At 54.6% G+C, this 18,826-nt stretch carries 14 protein-coding genes; 12 read left to right on the forward strand and 2 right to left on the reverse strand.

From position 1 onward, the window contains the following. Window positions 1-14: 14 nt before the first annotated feature. From BLR09_RS00160 to BLR09_RS00205, 11 genes are all read left to right on the forward strand, one after another. Window positions 15-1,811 (forward strand): sulfatase-like hydrolase/transferase, encoded by a 1,797-nt coding sequence (locus BLR09_RS00160; RefSeq protein WP_093196326.1) that lies wholly within the window; start codon window positions 15-17, stop codon window positions 1,809-1,811. After that, on the forward strand, window positions 1,808-3,265 hold the full coding sequence (locus BLR09_RS00165) for a sulfatase family protein (protein ID WP_093196328.1): 1,458 nt from the start codon (window positions 1,808-1,810) through the stop codon (window positions 3,263-3,265). Before BLR09_RS00160 ends, BLR09_RS00165 begins: the two co-directional genes overlap by 4 nt. Then, entirely contained in the window at window positions 3,262-4,854 is a 1,593-nt protein-coding gene (locus BLR09_RS00170; RefSeq protein WP_093196329.1) for an arylsulfatase, read from the forward strand. Before BLR09_RS00165 ends, BLR09_RS00170 begins: the two co-directional genes overlap by 4 nt. Then, a complete protein-coding gene (locus BLR09_RS00175) occupies window positions 4,851-6,494 on the forward strand; it encodes an arylsulfatase (RefSeq protein WP_093196331.1) in 1,644 nt (547 codons plus the stop codon). Before BLR09_RS00170 ends, BLR09_RS00175 begins: the two co-directional genes overlap by 4 nt. Before the next feature lie 5 nt (window positions 6,495-6,499). Further along, window positions 6,500-7,333: a glycoside hydrolase family protein gene (locus BLR09_RS00180; RefSeq protein WP_218126557.1), complete on the forward strand. Its 834-nt coding sequence runs from the start codon at window positions 6,500-6,502 to the stop codon at window positions 7,331-7,333. Window positions 7,334-7,342: 9 nt separating this feature from the next. Next, complete coding sequence (locus BLR09_RS25625) at window positions 7,343-7,495, forward strand: hypothetical protein (RefSeq protein WP_218126558.1); 153 nt, start codon at window positions 7,343-7,345, stop codon at window positions 7,493-7,495. A 103-nt stretch (window positions 7,496-7,598) separates the two neighbouring features. Beyond that, on the forward strand, window positions 7,599-8,297 hold the full coding sequence (locus BLR09_RS00185) for a thioredoxin domain-containing protein (protein ID WP_093196333.1): 699 nt from the start codon (window positions 7,599-7,601) through the stop codon (window positions 8,295-8,297). 28 nt (window positions 8,298-8,325) lie between these two features. After that, window positions 8,326-9,699 carry an arylsulfatase B gene (locus BLR09_RS00190; RefSeq protein WP_093196334.1) on the forward strand — a complete coding sequence of 458 codons (1,374 nt, stop codon included), beginning with the start codon at window positions 8,326-8,328 and terminating at the stop codon, window positions 9,697-9,699. 27 nt (window positions 9,700-9,726) lie between these two features. Further along, window positions 9,727-11,121, forward strand: coding sequence for a sulfatase (locus tag BLR09_RS00195; RefSeq protein ID WP_093196336.1), 1,395 nt, complete (start codon window positions 9,727-9,729; stop codon window positions 11,119-11,121). 673 nt (window positions 11,122-11,794) lie between these two features. Next, window positions 11,795-14,359: a TonB-dependent receptor gene (locus BLR09_RS00200; protein ID WP_093196338.1), complete on the forward strand. Its 2,565-nt coding sequence runs from the start codon at window positions 11,795-11,797 to the stop codon at window positions 14,357-14,359. Window positions 14,360-14,590: 231 nt separating this feature from the next. Continuing rightward, window positions 14,591-15,400, forward strand: a complete 810-nt coding sequence (locus tag BLR09_RS00205) for a hypothetical protein (RefSeq protein WP_093196340.1) — start codon at window positions 14,591-14,593, stop codon at window positions 15,398-15,400. A gap of 180 nt (window positions 15,401-15,580) precedes the next feature. Here BLR09_RS00205 and BLR09_RS00210 read toward each other — a convergent pair whose 3' ends face one another. Beyond that, entirely contained in the window at window positions 15,581-15,772 is a 192-nt protein-coding gene (locus tag BLR09_RS00210; protein WP_093196342.1) for a cold-shock protein, read from the reverse strand. Window positions 15,773-16,006: 234 nt separating this feature from the next. On the opposite strand from BLR09_RS00210, the gene BLR09_RS00215 reads away from it, so the two are divergent. Next, window positions 16,007-16,441 carry a cold shock domain-containing protein gene (locus BLR09_RS00215; RefSeq protein ID WP_093196344.1) on the forward strand — a complete coding sequence of 145 codons (435 nt, stop codon included), beginning with the start codon at window positions 16,007-16,009 and terminating at the stop codon, window positions 16,439-16,441. Between the two features lie 94 nt (window positions 16,442-16,535). Here BLR09_RS00215 and BLR09_RS00220 read toward each other — a convergent pair whose 3' ends face one another. Continuing rightward, the gene (locus BLR09_RS00220) at window positions 16,536-18,494 is read right to left on the reverse strand and encodes a hypothetical protein (RefSeq protein ID WP_143010969.1); all 1,959 of its coding nucleotides are present in this window, start codon (window positions 18,492-18,494) and stop codon (window positions 16,536-16,538) included. Between the last annotated feature and the right edge of the window lie 332 nt (window positions 18,495-18,826).

Genomic DNA, 18,826 nt, shown 5'->3' on the forward strand with positions numbered 1-18,826 from the left:
CCAACGGACACACTATGTTACGACGATTGCTGATCACACTCTTGTTTCCCGTGTTTGCGGCGCAGGCCCAACACGATCGCCCGAATATCCTCTGGATCGTCAGCGAAGACAACGATCCGTTTCTGGGATGCTATGGCGACGCCTTCGCGACGACGCCCAACCTCGACCGGCTAGCATCGCAGGGGATACTGTTTGAAAACGCGTTTTCGACGGCGCCGGTCTGCGCGCCGTCCCGTAATACGCTGATTACCGGCATGTACCCGCCTGCGCTGGGCACCGAGCACATGCGGAGTACCTATCCCGTACCGGCCTTCGTGAAGTTCTTTCCCAGATACCTTCGCGAAGCGGGATATTACACCACCAACAACGCGAAAAAGGACTATAACACGACGGATCAGCTGGAAGCGTGGGACGAATCCAGCGGGAAGGCGACCTATAAAAACCGGCCGGAGGGAAAGCCGTTTTTCGCTGTATTTAACCTGAATGTTTCGCATGAAAGCTCACTGCATGAGCCATTGCCGACGCTGAAACACGATCCGGAAAAAGTCCCGCTGCCTCCCTACCACCCGGCTACCAACGAGCTGAAGCACGACTGGGCGCAGTACTACGACAAAATTCAGACCATGGACGAGCAGGCGGGCAAGCTCCTCGCCGAACTGGAAGAGGCTGGCCTGGCCGACAATACCATCGTTTTTTACTACAGCGATAACGGCGGGGTGCTGGCCCGCAGCAAGCGGTTTATGTATGAATCAGGACTGCGTGTTCCGCTGATTGTCCGTTTCCCGAAAAAATATGCCCACCTCGCTCCGCAGGGGGCAGGTACCCGGACGGATCGGCTGGTGACGTTTCTGGATTTCGCGCCGACGGTACTTTCCCTGGCGGGCCTTCCCGTTCCGGCTTATTTTCAGGGAAAGGCTTTTCTGGGGAAAGAACGGCAGCCGGAAGTACCATATGTCTTTGGTTTCCGGGGACGTATGGACGAGCGGATTGACTTTTCCCGTTCGGTGCGTGACAAACGTTTCCGGTACATCCGCAACTACCTGCCGCACAAAATCTATGGTCAGCACCTGGAATACCTCTGGCGCGCGCCGTCGGTACGCTCCTGGGAAGCCGAGTACAAGGCTGGCCGGCTGAATGAAATACAATCCCGTTTCTGGAAGGAAAAGTCGTCGGAAGAGCTCTACGATGTTGCCGCCGATCCGCACAACATCCGGAACCTCGCCGATAACCCCGCCTATCGGAAAGACCTGCTTCGCTTGCGGAAAGCCAATGACAACCAGGCGCTTTCCGGGAAAGACGTCGGGTTCATTCCCGAAGCGATCCTCGCAACCATAGCCGAAAAACAGCCTTTGTACGACTATGCCCGCAGCGGGCAGTATGACGCCGCGAAAATCATCCGCATTGCCGGTATCGCTTCGGATCGCAAAGCCGATCCGGCGCCGCTGAGAGCGGCATTGGGCGACAAAGATCCGGTAGTCCGGTACTGGGCAGCGACTGGCGCGACAATCCATCGCGATAAAGCCGCTGAAAAACAGCTTCTTCCCCTTCTTTCAGATCCGGAGGCCGCCGTGCGGATTGCCGCTGCCGAAGCCCTGTTTCACCTCGGCCGGAAAGACGAAGCGCTGACTACCCTCACGGAAGCGCTGAAGGACCCCGTGCGACCGGCCCGTCTGCAGGCCCTGAACGTCCTCGAAACCCTGGGAGACGCCGCCCGGGTCGCGCTGCCTGTTGCGCAGACGCTCACGGGCGGTCCGGCCGACAACTACGATTCCCGCGCAGCCAAAACGTTACTCGAACACCTGAAAAAATGAAACGCTACTCTGCCTTTCTCCTCCTTTGGATAGGGGGGCTGGGCGCGGCCTTTGGTCAGACAAGGCCCGCCACCCCCAATATCCTCCTTATTTATACGGATGACCAACGTTACGATGCCCTCAGCGTCGTGCAGCAGGAACAGGGCGCGGCCGCACGCTTTCCCTGGTTCCGGACACCGAACCTCGATCGCCTCGCGCAGGAAGGGGTTCGGTTCCGGAATGCCTTTGTCGTCAATTCGTTGTGCTCGCCGAGCCGGTCGACCATGCTCAACGGCCGCTACAACCACCTCAACGGCATCGCCAACAACCACACCCCGCTGACGGATACGACCATTACCTATGCCACCGAACTCCGCAAGGCCGGGTACCGGACGGCCTTCTTCGGCAAGTGGCACATGGGCAATGAAAAGGGTAAGCGCCCGGGATTCGATTATTCCTTCAGCTTCATCGGTCAGGGAAGGTACCAGGATTGCCCGTTCGAGGAAAACGGCCAGCCGGTACAGACGCAGGGATGGGTAGACGACGTCTCCACCACGCATGCCATCGACTACCTGCAGCAACACCGCAAAGGGCCGTTTTTCCTGGCGCTGGGCTTCAAATCCGGGCACGGGCCGTTTCAGCCTGCCGCGCGGAATGCCGAAGCCTATGCCGATGCCGTCCTGACACAGCCGGACAACGAACTCGAATCCGCGCCGTACCGTGGTAAAGTGGAAACCGGCCGGAAAAATGCGGCTGCCGCAACCCCAACCGGGAACTGGACCGAGAAAAACGATAAGAAAATCCGCGACTATTTCCGCACGCTGAAAGGCGTGGATGAGAACATCGGGCGGGTACTACAGGCGCTGGATTCCCTGAAAATCAGTGACAATACGGTGATTGTCTTTACGAGCGATAATGGCTTTTTCTTCGGAGAACACAGTCTCGCCGACAAACGGGCCGCTTACGAAGATGCCATCCGCGTGCCCCTCCTCGTCCGGTATCCGGCGCGGTTCCGCCCGGGAAAACGCATCGACAAACTGGTATTGAACCTGGACATCGCGCCGACGATCCTCGACCTGGCAGGCGTGAAAGCGCCGGCATCGTTCCAGGGCAAAAGCTGGGTACCCCTGGCAGAAGACAAGCCGGCGGCCTGGCGCACGTCGTTTCTCTATGAATACTTCTACGAAAACGGTTTCAATACCCCCACGATCAAGGCCGTACGAACCGAAAACAGCAAGCTGATTCTGTACCCGGGACAGGAAGACTGGTCGGAACTGTACGACCTCCGCGCCGATCCCCGGGAAAAGAAAAACCTGTACTCTACTGCTGAAGGAGCGAAGCTCAAAACGGCTCTCACCAAAGAAATAAGCACACTGGAAAAAGCCACCGGCTACACGGATCCCGCCTATGCCGATCCGAAGCCGGTAGATGCCCAGGGCCGGTACATTCCCCCCAAAACGGAAACACTTCCATGAAAAAATGCCTGCTCGGGCTGCTCCTGCTGGCTTCCGGCGCGACTTTCGCCCAGAAAAAAGCCGAGCGCCCCAATATTATTCTGGTGATGGTCGACGACCTGGGCTTCTCCGATTTCGGCGCCTATGGCTCAGAAATCCGGACGCCGACAATCGACCGGCTTGCCGCCGAGGGCCTCCGCCTGCGGGAGTTTTACAATAATTCCATTTGCGCGCCGACGCGGGCGTCGCTCATCACCGGGCAGTACCCGCACAAGGCCGGGGTGGGGTATTTCAACGTCAACCTCGGGCTGCCGGCCTACCAGGGCTGGCTCAACCGGGAGTCGCTTACCTTCGGCGAAGTGCTGAAGCAGGCCGGGTATACGACGTTTCTTTCGGGGAAATGGCACGTTGGGAACGATAGTCTCTACTGGCCCAATCAGCGCGGTTTTGACCGGTTTTACGGGTTTATCGGCGGAGCGAGCAACTATTACGACATCCATCCGTACACCGAAAAGGTACCACCCGTCGAACTCGTCGAAAACAACCGCCGCCTGAACCTGGAGCCCGGCAAGTACCTGACAGATGAGATCACCGGTCACGCGATTTCCTACATCCGGGAGGCGAAAGACAAGCCATTCTTCCTCTACCTGGCCTATAATGCGCCACACTGGCCCTTGCAGGCGCCGGCCGAGGATATCGCCCGGTACAAGGGCCGGTATGCCATTGGCTGGGACTCGCTCCGGCAGGAACGCCTGACCCGGCAGATTCGCCTGGGTATTGCCGATCCGAAGCAGGCTGTTGCCGCCCGGGATCCGGAAGTGGTGGAATGGCAAAGCCTTACCTATGACGAGCAGCAGCTCTGGCAACGGAAGATGGAAGTATACGCTGCCATGGTGGATCGCGTTGATCAGAACCTGGCACGTCTTCTCGGAGAATTGCAGCGCCTGAAAAAAGACAAAAACACGCTGATCGTACTGATTTCTGACAATGGCGCCCAGGGCGGGTTGAATCAGACCGGTCGCCGCCGCCCGCGCAATTCCGGCCCGATCGGGTCGTCGGGATCGTACGATTACCAGGAACAGAACTGGGCGTACGTCTCCAATACGCCATTCCGCAACTACAAAGCCACACCGTATGAAGGCGGAATCAGCGCGCCGTTTATCGCCTGGTATCCCGGAAAAATCAAAGCCGGGACGATTGCCAAAGGAACCGGCCACCTGATTGACCTCGCACCGACGTTTTACGACCTGGCCGGGGCAACCTACCCAACCGCATTCAACGGCGTCAAAACCCATGCACTACCGGGCAAAAGCCTGAAAAACCTGCTGCTCGACGGAGCGCCGCTCCCGGGCGAACGACCCCTTTTCTGGGAGCGGGCCGGTAACCGGGCCGTCAGGAAGGGCAAGTGGAAAGTAGTCTCAATTTTCCCACAAAACCGCTGGCAACTGTTTGATATCGAGACGGATCGCGGGGAGACGACCGACGTCGCCGCGCAACACCCCGACATCGTGAAAGACCTCGACGCCGAGTATGAACGCTGGGCGGTGCAGAATGATGTCGAGAAATACGAAAAATTACGTCCCCAAACCCCCGGCCGCCGAATCGAATGAACTACCTGAAGATACTCATTGCCCTGACGCTTCTCACCGGGCAGCAGGCCCTGGCACAGTCCCGCAAACCCAATATTATCCTGATTCTGGTGGACGACATGGGCTACTCGGACCTCGGCGCATACGGCTCCGAAATCCGCACGCCTCACATCGATCGTCTGGCCCGGGAGGGCCTGAAACTGAAGGAGTTTTACAATAATTCCATCTGTGCGCCGACGCGTGCCTCACTCATCACCGGCCAGTATGCCCACAAGGCCGGCATCGGCTACTTCGATGTGAACCTGGGCCAGCCTGCGTATCAGGGATTTCTGAACCGGGAATCGCTGACGTTTGGCGAGGTACTCCGGGAAGCCGGGTACTCAACGCTGCTTTCGGGGAAATGGCACGTCGGAAAGGATAGTCTCTCCTGGCCGAAACAGCGGGGATTTGACCGGTTTTACGGGATTCTCGGCGGCGGAGCCAACTACTTTGATGCCGGTCCGCTTGCAACGGGCAGGCCGTCGCCGGTGACACTGCTGGAAGACAACCTGCGTATCCGGCCGGAACCGGGTTCCTACTATTTCACCGATGAAATTACCCGGCATGCGGTCCAGTTTCTTGACGAGCAGCAGAAGGAGGACAGGCCCTTTTTCCTTTACCTCGCCTATACCGCGCCGCACTGGCCGTTGCAGGCCCTGCCCGAAGATATCGCCCGGTACCGTGGCAGGTATGACGCCGGCTGGGATGCCATCCGTAAGGAGCGTCTAGCGCGCCAGGTGCAGTTGGGGATTATTTCTCCGGAGCAGGCAAAAGCAGCCGCTGAGCGTGATGCCGAAATTCCGGATTGGGATAACCTGACATTCGAAGAAAAACAGCTCTGGAAGGCGAAAATGGAGGTATACGCCGCTATGCTGGATCGCGCGGATCAGGGAATCGGCACGGTACTGGAGAAAGTACGTCAACTGAAAAAGGATGACAATACGCTCGTATTGTTTCTCTCGGATAATGGCGCACCGGCCGAGGACGTCGCCCACTGGGGTAACCGCGCCGGCCGGAATACAGGTCCGGTAGGAACGGCCGGTTCGTTCGAAGCGCAGGGGAAAAACTGGTCGTACGTCTCGAATACGCCATTCCGTTCGTTCAAGTCGTTCGCTTACGAAGGCGGAATCCGGACGCCGTTTGTCGCCTGGTTTCCGGGAAAGATACCGGCAGGACGCCTCGAGCGGGGCACCGGCCACCTGATCGATATCGCGCCGACGCTGTATGAAGTCGCGGGAGCGAAGTATCCTCTTGATTTTCAGGGAAAAAGAACCAATACCCTTCCCGGAAAAAGCCTCACGGGGCTGCTCTTCGGCTCCGGCGGATGGAACGATCAGCGGCCACTGTTCTGGGAATGGGCCGGAAACCGGGCCGTGCGCCGCGGCAAGTGGAAGCTGGTGTCGATCTACCCGTCGTATCAGTGGGAACTGTACGACCTGGACCAGGACCCGGGCGAAACGCGCAACGTCGCGCAGCGGAACAGCAACCTGGTCGACGAGCTGTCCCTGCTCTATTTTCAATGGGCGAAAGAAAACGACGTCGTCGACTACGACAAAATCAAGCCGAAACAACCGCTTCTTCCTGTCCCTAAAAAGCCTGCTACCGGCAGCCGAAACTTCTGATACGCATGAAAAAATTGCTTCCGGTGGTATTCGCGCTGATTGCGACGGGCGCTTTTGCCCAGCGAATCACCTTCCGCCGCTTCGCGGATAACCCCATTATCCGGCCCGAACAGCTGCCGGGTACCGATGGGGAAAACATCAACGGCCCTAGCCTGATCCGGGTGCCTGACTGGCTGCCGGGAAAGCTCGGAAAGTACTACCTCTATTTTGCGCATCACAACGGGCATTACATCCGGCTGGCCTATGCCGATGATCTCAAAGGTCCCTGGAAGATTCACGAACCCGGCACCCTCCGCCTGGACGAGTGCGCCTGCAAAGGTGAACCCGGTGATTTGCTGGGAAAGAGCAAGCATATCGCGTCGCCGGATGTATTTGTGGATGAGGCGAACCGGCAGCTCGTCATGTATTTCCATTGCCCGATCTACGCGTCAGGCGACAAAGGAAAAAAAGCCAGCTATACGCAGCTGACACTTCGGGGTACTTCCGGTGACGGCCTCCGTTTCAGGGCGGATACGACCCGGCTGGGTGAATCCTATTTCCGGGTATTTGAGTGGAAAGGGGCCTTTTATGCGCTGTCCCGGCTGGGGGTTCTGCACCGGTCTCCGGACGGCATCGCACGGTTTGAAAAGGGCCACAATCCTTTTGATAAAATCCAGCATCCGTCTACGCTGCGCCATGCGGCGCTCTACCGCAAGGGCGACCGGCTCTGGGTATTTTACAGCCGCATCGGCGACACGCCCGAACAGATTTATGCTTCGGTGATACCCCTGACAGGCGACTGGACAACCTGGACGCCCTCCCCGCCGCAGCCGGTTGCGCTACCGGAAAAAGACTACTAAGGTGCAGATTTGCCGCTTGCCGCATCGAAAGAAGGCCTGTCGTTGCAGCGGGTCCGGCAACTACGGGACCCGTATGTGTTTGGGGAAAACGGGAAGTTATACCTGCTGTATTCCGTCGCCGGCGAGAAAGGAATTGCCATCGGCGAGCTGACGGTCGACTGATACCAAAGTTGTTTTCAATCTGGCTGAAAAATAATAACCTATTAAATCTATAGATAAACAAGTTTTAACAAGTTTCTTTGTCGAACGAAAAAACACGATCCGCATGAAAACCCTCTTCGCTTTGCTCGCTTTCGCATGGGTATGGCCTGTTGCCGCCCAAACCCGCGAACCGTTATTGTCTTTCGATGAATTCGAAACCCGCCTGAAAAAAGCCGGCGCCGATGCCCAGATTCTGGATGCCCGGTCGGAAGAAGAATACATACAAAACCACCTGATCGGCGCGGTCAGCGTCGCAACCGAAGCCGACTTTCAGCAAAAAAGCGCCCGTCTGAGCAAAGAAAAGCCGGTATTTGTTTACTCGATCGGAAACGGCCGCAGCGGCAAGCTGGCGAAGGAACTGAAGGAAAAGGGATTCCGGGAAGTATATGAACTGCCGGGCGGCCTCAGCAAATGGATCGGGTCGGGCAGACCGGTGGAGTCGACCGTTGGCCCCGGCCTTTCACTTGCCGAATACACGGCCAGCCTCGGTCCGGACGATCTCGTGCTCGTTGACTTCGGTTCCCGGTACTGCGGTTCCTGCAAACGCCTCGCGCCGACCGTCGAGGAAGTAAAGAAAGAGCAGGCAGGCCGCGTCAAAGTCATTACCATCGAAGCGTATGACAACAAGTCGCTGACCAAAGAAGTAGGCGTAAACGCGCTGCCGACGCTGATTCTGTATAAAAACAAGCAGGTTGTCTGGCAGAAATCAGGCGTAACGCCGAAGGCGGAAATCGTCGCGGCGCTGGCTGAAAATTCGCTTTGAGCCGGGTTCATTCAAAACGACGTCTTCCATGAGAAAACGAGTACTTTTCTGTTCGCTCCTCGCCCTTTTCTCCGCAGCGCACGCACAGAAAAAGCCGAATATTATCCTGATTGTAGCCGACGATCTCGGCTGGAACGATGTCGGGTACCACAACCCCGCAATTGTTTCTCCCAACCTGAACGCCCTGGCGGAAAAGGGAACGGAGCTGCGGCGGTTTTACGTCGCTTCGATTTGCAGCCCGACCCGCTCCGGTCTGCTTACCGGTAAGTATCCCGACCGGTTCGGTATCCGGAACGAGGTCATCCGCCCGAACCGGATCGGCGGTCTGCCGCTTTCCGAACAAACCCTGGCCAATGTCCTCGACAAAGCGGGGTATACCCGGCGCGGGGCTTTCGGCAAGTGGCACCTCGGGCATTCCGACAAGCGCTATCACCCGCTGCAACGCGGATTTACCTCGTTTTACGGGCATTATAACGGCGCGATTGATTATTTCACGCATTTCCGGAACGGTGCGCTGGACTGGCACCGCGGCTATGAAGCAAGCCGGGATACCGGCTATTCGGTGGCGCTGGTGGGTAATGAAGCTGCGAAGTTTATCCGGGAGTCGGCCGGCAGCCCGTTCTTCGCTTATGTAGCGTTCAACGGCGTCCATGCGCCCAACCAGGCGCGGAAGCAGGATCTGCTCCGGAATGGATATGATCCGGCCGGTACCCGTTTGGAGGGAAAATCAGGAGAGGGAGCGGAGTACAACACCGCCGACTACGGGCAGCGCGGCCGGGGTAATACCCTTCGCCAGACGTTCTCGGCGCAGGTGACGGGTCTCGATGACGCCATCGGAACGATACTTCGTGCGGTTGAGGACAAAGGCATCGCCGACAATACCCTGATCTGGTTTTTGAGCGATAACGGCGGTACGCCGACCTTCGGCGGCAACAACGACCCCCTCCGCGGCGTCAAGAATACCGAGTGGGAGGGAGGCGTGCGCAGTACTTCGCTGATCTATTGGAAAGGAAAGATAGGAGGGGGAAAGAAAGTGGATGAAGTAATTGCCTTCATCGATGTACTCCCGACGCTTGCGGCGTGGACCGGTGCACAAATACCCGCCGGACTCGACGGCATCGATGCCCGCTCGGCTATTCAGGGGAAGGCTCTGCCTGACCGTATTCTCTTTCTCGGGCGGGAAGCCGCCGTTTCCAAACGATGGAAGCTGAACCAGGGGCAGTTCTTTGACCTGCAGGCTGATCCTTCGGAAAAAAAGAACGTAGCGGAAGAGTATCCGTCTGAATATAAGACCTTTACAGAAGCGCTGACGTCCTTCAAGAAATTTGTTCAACCTTTTTCCCTTGCTGCGCAGCCGGCCGGCTGGCGGCCGCCTGAAAACTGGACTATCGCCGAGCCCTGATGCTTTTGACCGCTTACTTTCTCTGATATGAAACGACTCCTGATTCCGGCGTTGCTGCTGGCCGCCCTGAGCTCCCGGGCCGAAGAACAGCCGCCGAAAAAGTACAACGTATTGTTTATCGCTGTAGACGACCTCAACAATGATCTCGGGTGCTACGGCAATACTTTCGTGAAGACGCCGAACATCGACCGGCTCGCGCGGCGGTCGGTGAAATTTGACCGGGCATACACGCAGTTTCCGCTATGTAGTCCGAGCCGCTCGTCGCTGCTGACGGGCCACCGGCCGGACGTGACGGGTATTTATGAATTGCAGACGCATTTCCGGAAAAACCTCCCGGACGTTGTCACGCTTCCGCAGCTTTTTAAAAATAACGGCTTCTTTGCCGCCCGGATCGGGAAAATATACCACTACGGCGTACCGGGGCAGATCGGTACGGATGGCCTCGACGACCCGATTTCCTGGGAACGGGTCGTGAATCCGAAAGGCAGAGATAAAACGGAAGAGTCGCTCGTCAAAAACCTGACGCCGGGCCGTGCCCTGGGCAGCGCCCTCTCGTGGCACGCGGCAGAGGGGACAGACGAGGAGCAGACGGATGGCCTTATTGCCACCGGAGCGATTCAGATACTGGAAGAAAAGAAAAACGAACCGTTCTTTCTCGCAGTGGGCTTTTTCCGTCCTCATACGCCCTATGTAGCCCCGAAAAAGTACTTTGATCTGTACGATGTAAACCGGATTCCGCTGGCAAAGGAAATACCGAACGACCTGGACGATGTACCGGACGCGGCGCTGTTTACCAAGCCGTCGCACTGGGGTCTCGGCGAACCCGAGCGCCGGGAAGCGCAGAAAGGCTACTACGCCGCGGTGTCGTTCATGGACGCGCAGGTGGGGCGGGTGCTCGACGCGCTCGACCGCCTCAAACTGGCTGATAATACGATAGTTGTACTCTGGAGCGACCACGGGTACAACCTCGGCCAGCACGGTCAATGGATGAAGCAAAGCCTGTTTGAAAACTCTGCCCGGGTGCCGCTGATCGTTTCGGTACCGGGAGGCGTGAAGGGAAAATCGTCCGGAAGAACGGTGGAGCTGGTTGACCTGTACCCGACGTTGGCAGAGCTCTGTGGTCTCCAGGCCCCGAAAGACCTGGAAGGAAAGAGCCTGGTGCCGCTTTTGAAGAATCCGGCGGCAGCGTGGGACAAGCCCGCTTACACCCAGGTACGGCGAAATCAGCTTTTTGGCCGGAGCGTCCGGACGGAGCGGTGGCGGTACACGGAATGGGATGGCGGAAAGGCCGGCGCTGAGCTGTATGACCACGAAAAAGATCCGGAAGAGTTCACCAACCTCGCTGCTGCGCCTGAACAGGCGAACCGGGTGAAAGAACTGGCCGCGTTGTTGAAAAAAGGGTATCCGCTGGCGAAGGAATAAAGGCAGCCGTCGAACTGAAAAGCCAAAAAAACACCCTCCAGCAATGCCAGGGGGTGTTATTCTTTAAAAAAAGCATCCGTTAATGAATACTTTTCCTTAACCGGTGCAAAGAAAAAGGACGAGGAATAAAGTTTAATACCAATAATTAAGTAAGATCTCCTTTTACTTAACCCTATTCTTTCGGCTTTTGAAGCGCGTGAAGCGTCAGACGACCCGCCAACGCGGGAAGTCCCGAGGCTCCGATCCCAAACAAAAATCCCCGCCTGCTAAAAGCTGGCGGGGATTCTACGAATTGATGGGACCTCCCTCCTGCTGTTTCCGATCAAAAACCAATGGCGGGAACAGGTTCCGTACTCAAAGGTCGTGACTAGTCGTTTCAGCGCAGGTTGGAGAAAACAGTTTAAATATATCAGATAAGACCTATAGATGAATCATAATAATTGAATTTTATCCGTTATTCCTATTAAGTGTATATGCTTATTGTCCGGTCAAAAGCTTTTTAAGAGACCTACGCGGGGTATTACCTGCGGGAATTGGGTGGGCAAAACCGTCCGGCGTAGCTGATTATTCTTCCGGTAAAAGGCTTCAGAAGAAAATGTGGCGGGATCATCGTTATATTTGTTTGTATATATCGAGAGTGCCGCCACGACCTCCCCCGACTCGTTCCCTTCTGATGATCCCTTCTGCTCTCGTCTGGTTACACCTGTCAGCTTCGGCGATTCGCCCGGATACCCTTCCTCGGCGCGATACGATCCGTGTGAATGAATTGGCGGAAATTGTCATATCGGCTTCCCGTGTACCTGAATCGGTGCTGAAATCTCCGGTAAGTATCGACGTACTGGATGCCCGCCGCATCAGACTTTCTGCCCAGCCGTCTTATTTCGATGCGATAGAAAATATCAAGGGAGTTCAGTTACTCACCTCCAGTCTCGGCTTCAAGGTTTACAATACCCGTGGCTTTGCAGCTACAACCAACGTCCGTTTTGTGCAGCTTGTCGACGGGCGCGACAACCAGGCGCCGCATATCGGCGCGCCGATTGCCGCCGCCCTGGCTCCGTCGGATCTGGATATTCAGCAGGTGGAGGTATTGCCCGGAGTCGCTTCGGCGCTATACGGCATGAACGCGCTGAACGGTATGGTGAATATTCTGACACGAAATCCTTTTGATTATCAGGGTCTTAGCGTAGGGCAGAAAACGGGAGTGAACCATGTCGGCAGTTCCGCCGCATCGGCGCAGGCGTATTCCGAAACCAGCCTGCGGTATGCACAGCAATGGAACAGGCGATTTGCTTTCAAGGTCAACCTCGTTTACCAGCGGGGGTATGACTGGGTGGCGGATAACCGGTCTGACCTGAACCCGAACGGCAATGCTTCGCTGCAGCTTTTCGGGCGGGACAACCCCGCCTATGATCCCGTCAGCGGATACGGAAACGAGGCCGCGAACCGTCGCACGCTCACCCTTGGCGGAAAACGCTACAGCGTCGGCCGGACAGGGTATTACGAGGACGAAGTAACAGATTACCACTTACAGAATTTACGGGGAGACATCGCCCTGCATTACCGGATTTCGCCGACCGTTGAGCTGGTATATGCTTACCAGGCCGCGACCCTCAACAACGTCTACCAGCGTACCAATCGCTTCCGCCTGGAAAATTACCGGCTGGATCAGCACAGCCTGACCCTGACGACGCCCTCCGTGCAAATCCGGGCGTACAGGTCCCGCGAAAACACCGGCGATTCCTATAATATCCGGTCGATGGCCGAGAATATCGACAAATCGTTCAAGACAGATAATCAATGGTTTGCGGACTTTACGAGCCAGTTTAATACCGATACCAAAAACGGTCTGGCGGTGCCGGATGCGTTGCGTAATGCCCGCTCCGTTGCCGATCAGGGACGGCCCGTTCCCGGGACGGCGGCATTTAATAACCTGATCGGCAAACTCCGGGATATCAATAACTGGGACATCGGCGCGGCGCTCCGCGTGAAATCGTGGATGTATCACGTTGAAGGCCAGGTAGAACCGACGCGGGTACTCTGGCGGCAGTTTCGCGACAGGACCGGCGTCAGTATTCAGGCAGGGTTTGATTTCCGGCGGTATGTGGTGTATCCGGACGGCAATTACTTCATCAACCCGACCGAGCCGGACAAAAACCTGGTTTATGGTAAAACCGGTGGGTTTGTTTCGCTCAGCCGCACGTTTTTTGCGCAGAAATTAAAGGTAGCCGGGTCGTTTCGTGTCGACAAAAATTCCTATTTCGATGCCCGTTTTAATCCGAGAGTATCTGCTGTTTATTCACCTTCGGAAGGGCATAGTATCCGGTTGTCGTATCAGAACGGATACCGTTTTCCTTCGCTTTTTGAAGGCTTTACGAATATCAATTCCGGCGGGGTAAAACGGGTAGGCGGGCTGCCGGTTATGTCGCGGGGGATTTACGAAAAAGCGTATCTGGTGACCTCCATCAATGCCTTTCAGTCTGCGATTACGGCCGATGTAAATACGAATGGTTTAACGACCGAACAGGCTATCCAAAAAAACAAAGCACTGCTGAATCCAAGTCCCTACACGTACCTGAAACCGGAACAGGTAAACAGCGTCGAGACGGGATACCGGGGGATGCTGCTAAGAGGCCGGTTGTATCTGGATGTCGACGCCTATTATACTGCTTACCGGAACTTCATCGCCCAGGTAAATGCCAACCTGCCGCGGGGAACGAATCCGGATTCTCTCGCCTACTATTTTTCGTCTTCCGCGACGCAGGAACGGTATCGGCTTTGGACAAATTCCCAAACCAGGGTATTCAATTACGGCGTGAGTGCGGGAATCCGGTATTCCCTTGGCGGAGACTGGTCCGTTGCCGGAAATGCTTCGTTTGCGCAGCTGGACCGGGTGGATAAGGGAGACGGTCTCGAAAGCGCCTTCAATACGCCGAAATGGATTACCAACCTGAGTATTACCAACGGAAACCTCTGGAAGGGCCTCGGGTTTTCGGTAAACTACAAGCACCAGGATGCATTTTTGTGGCAATCTGAGCTGGCCACAGGAACCGTCGCCGCCATCAACACCCTCGACGCACAGGTAAGCTACCGTATTCAGGCGTGGAATATGCTGCTGAAAGCCGGCGGTACGAACGTTACCAACCGGCCTTACTACACCTTTATCGGCGGTCCGGCCGTAGGCGGGTTTTACTATACAAATGTGGTGTGGGAGTGGGGAAGAACTGTTGGAAAGAAGTAGTGTCGGTTCCGATTGCCGCTGGAAACTGCCCGGCTTTTTCACAACAATAGGCAATCCCGGAAAAAGAGGTTACATTTATGAGAATTCGGACTGATCCGGATTCTCTGAAATGCTTCGTATCCAGGATACCGGTTCAGAGAATATCTTACCTATCCGGCTTTTTACAGGTCTGAGGCCTTTTCTTCCGGAAGCGCAACCTACCTTTTCTTCTCTCTTACTCAAGGTCAGGTTATGAGCAGGAACATAACAGGAATGGTCATTGAATTGGCTGATGTTCTTTCGATGGAATTCAGCAGGGGTGGCGCGACCAATTTGCTGGATATCTGTGAAAAGGAATATATTGAAATGGTGGAGGATGACTACGGTATGGCCTTTGACAGCATGCTGATCAGAAATGCGGACCGTACCGCGATTCACCTCAATACCGGCCGCGGAATCCGGTCTGATAATCACCAGGGGCGTATTGCCATTGCGCATGAATTGGGTTGCTACTTTATTGACTTGCTCGAAAACGATCCCACAGCGGGAACGTTGTTCATGCATGTGCTGAAAACGGAAGTCATTTATTCCGACTGGGCGGAGAAAACCGCGGAGCACTTCGCGCAACGCCTGTTGATACCGGTCGCCGATTATACCGATAACCGGGAGGCATCCGAATTTTCAATGGAAGTAGTGAAACGGGTATCCGAAAAATGTGACGTCAGCCTGATTTTTACGCTGCTCAGTATTTTGGAAGCAGGTAGCTATCCGCTGATGGCGGTGTTCTCCAGGAATCAGCAAATATGCGGGTCGACCAGAAGTATCTGCTTTCCCGGCCTTGAAAATAAGTTCCGGCGATGGAGTCCTCTTCCCGCCGGTAATCCGGAGGAGCAGGATGATGCGCAGCCGAAGGAGTGTTACTCAGTCGTCAAAAAAGGAGATATGGGGAGTTGGTTTAAATACGGCGAACTGCTTTCCGAAAGTCAGTTATTTGAACAGCGGCTTTATTCGAAGGAATTTGACCTTTCTGTTAACCTGCTTTGGTTTGAAGGAAACGGATAATCCGGCTGGCTGAAACAACCGGGCGGATGTTTTTACTCATTCGGAAAAACGTATCGATGCCGGATTAGTACTCCGTCGAATCGGTCGGCAGACGCTGTAGTCCGGCAAAAAACGAGGAATAAAAAGCAAAGGCGATGCCGGTTAAAAGCATCGCCTTCACACACTATATTGATTGGATAATTAGATAACCTTCACGTTAATGGCACTCGGGCCTTTCTGGCCTGCTGTTACTTCATAGGTAACGGCGTCGTTTTCCCGAACCTGGTCAATCAGACCGGATACGTGAACAAAAACATCCTGACTGCCATCTTTAGGCGCAATAAAACCAAAACCTTTGGATTCATTGAAAAACTTTACTATTCCTTCCTGCATTTTATTTTGATAAGAAATGAGGTGTAAAGGTAAGTGTATTATTTTGATAATCAAGGAGTTTTGAATAATTATCGGCCGAGGGGCCCGAAATGGAAATAAAGCATAAATAAATAGGATATGCGACAAAATGGCCTCACATTTGTCGGTTGAGCTTGCTGGAATTGGTTTTTCCGATCGCGGTGAAAAACGCGTATCTGATCTGGATACGCGGGCTGATACTATACAAAATCATTTATGGCAAGAGCAAAAGAAACATCGTCAAAAAAGGAAAATGCAAAGCGGAAAAGTCTCAAAAAGCTAGAGAAGCAAAATAAAAAGGAGATACGGAAATCATCGTCCGACAAAGGGAAAAGTCTGGAAGAAATGTTGATGTATGTCGACGAAAACGGCAATTTGTCTTCCAGCCCTCCGGGCGTGAAAAAAGCGACTGAAAACAAACCGGAAAGGCCTGCAGCCGGCCCTGTACAAATGAGGCATACCGGCATTCTGGAGCGTTTTAATGAGTCAAAAGGATACGGTTTTATCAAAGATCAATTAACCAGAAAAACAGTTTTTGTACACGTTCATAATGTCGACGGGACGTTACAGGTAAATGACATGGTGGAATTTGAGGTACAGGAAAGTCCCAAAGGAGCCGCAGCCGTAAAAGTCCGGAAAATCTCGGTTTAGCGACCGGGCTTTCTCTGTCCGGCGGTCTCATTCGCGCCGGAAAACGCAACGTTTCTCCGGCACGAATGAGGTACTGATTCCTGTTGAAGGAATGTCAGGGCTGAATCAGTTTGTGGTAGACTGCCATGTAGTAGGGCAGCAGGAAAAACGTTCCCTCGTGTTCGTCCTGGCCGTCGCCTTCGGTCATTTTGAGTGCAAATCCGTCGCGATCCTGCCGGACGTGCCCGCGCTCGTCGATTGGAAGCGCATAGCCGTCGGTACGCCAGCCTTTGGTCGGGTCCTGCCGCGGCATGGGATCCAATACGACATCCAGCCGGTGGGTATTATCCATCGCGTAGCCAATTAAGTCCAGCGGTATTTGCTGCAGGTTTTCAACGATGAACGCCGGATTGTTGGATGCTTTGTAGTGGTCCTGAACGACCGACGGCGCATAGAGATGATTTTCTGAAAACAGGTTTTTCCCTTCGAAATACTTCTGGTCAGCGAGTGCAGTAAACCCATTGGCAGACGACTGGTAGATGGCATCCCAAAACGCATTTTTTTGCTTGCTGACATGCAGCCAGGCATTTTCCAGCGCCTGACGGTACATCAATAACAAAGAAGGATCGGTTTCGTATTTGATCAACCCGTAAAGGCTCATCAGGCAGAGGTTATGGTCCCACGAAACGACGTTTTCGGGCGGAAAATACTCTTTCGGGTGAAGGGAGAAAATGTGGTAATTATGCTGCTTCCGAAGCTTATCTGCTTCGAGATCATACTTGCCGTCGCCGGTTACATGTTTCGCGACATTGAGAAAGGACAGCATCATCATCGAGTTCAATCCCCGCTGATCGTAACCGTATACGGAGTGGAAATATTCCGGCGAGAAATTACCCCATCGGGTTACTTTTCCGTCGTGGTCAACCAGCTTATAACCATGACGAATCATGTGGTCCGTTATGGCGGCAACGACCTTTTGAGCAGCCTTTTTTTCTTCGCTGGTTTCGGCTACCAGATCATAATAAACCCCGTAAAAGAAGAAATGACCTGCCAGTTCGTCTGAGCTGGTGTCGCATTTCCACCGGTACTTTCCGTCTTTGCTTAACGGAAAACGGGGATAAATATCTTTCCACATCGGGTCTGATTCCTGCTGGCGCTTGTTGTATGCGTGACCGTATTGTTCGTTGACCGGTTCGGGCCAGTCAACCGGAATAATAACCCGCGCCGGGAAACCGGATTCGTGCGTAATATCGACCAGCCATTTGCAGGATTTAAAACAACGGTCAGCGAGCGCTTTCGCCTCCGGGTCGCGCGTGGCGGCATACCGGAAGGCCTGGGCCGCACCATACATGGCAGTATACATGCCATCGTTATCGGAAATGGCGTGTTCTGAACTTTCAATAGCGAAGCGTTTGGTCAGATGGCTGTGGGTAATAAAGCCCATGCGGTTGTGCCGCTGTTCAACCTGCTGTGTGAAATAGTCCGCCTTCTGCTTCAAAGTCAGAGAGGTAGGCGTAATGCAGCCAACGCCGTTGTCGGTTGCAAACCAGGCTGTTCCGTCTTTCCCTACGGCGATTTCGTTCACGTAGTCGCCGGGAAGCCAGCGCCGGCTGAAGCGGTACTTAAACACCCCGTTTTCGAATTTAATGGCGCCCCGGGTAGTACCAAACCAGACGCTGCCATCGGGCGCGGCGACGCCGCAGGTGAACTGATTATACGGCAGTCCTTCTTTGCCTGTAAACAAGTGCCAGTCGTTTCCTTCGAGGTACCCCACGCCTTCTTCTGCCGCGAACCACAGGCGATTCCGGGAGTCTACCAAAACTACAGATACATGCCGCAGCGCCCAATTATAGGTGTTGTTGGATGGAAATAGCCGCTCGGTTTTTTTGCCGGTCCGGCGATAAAGTCCCTTTTCCGTACCAAGTATCTGAGCGTTTTTCCAGGAAACAGAAGAGAGAACTTTCGCGCCTTCCACGAGGGATAAAACGGGCGCAGATTTGACCGGTTCCGTGCTGGTTCGGGGCTGCCAGGTAGCGCCGGATAGCTGATATGAGCGCGTGTTTTCCCAAGCCACGGCGACGTCGTTTACCAGTTTTATGCCGGTTATTTTTCCTTTGGGAAGGCCGTTTTCAACGGTATAAGCTTTTGCAATTTCCTGTATGAATAATTGCCCGGAACAAACGTGGGAGCTAGATAAGAGAGAAACTAAGAGCAGCAGGGCAAATCGCAGTTGGGGTTTCATTGAAGACAATTGTTTGACGTTTTGCCTATATTACATGCTCACTTCTCGAATAGGCTATGTGTAGCTGGCCTAGGAATGAAATATATGGAAGAGGCTACCCGTAGATTATAGCCAAATCGGGTATTTTTTCGGAAAGAAGCCCATTTACGTTTGCCAAAAAAGAC

This window comes from Siphonobacter aquaeclarae (genome assembly GCF_900103285.1).
GTDB lineage: Bacteria > Bacteroidota > Bacteroidia > Cytophagales > Spirosomataceae > Siphonobacter > Siphonobacter aquaeclarae.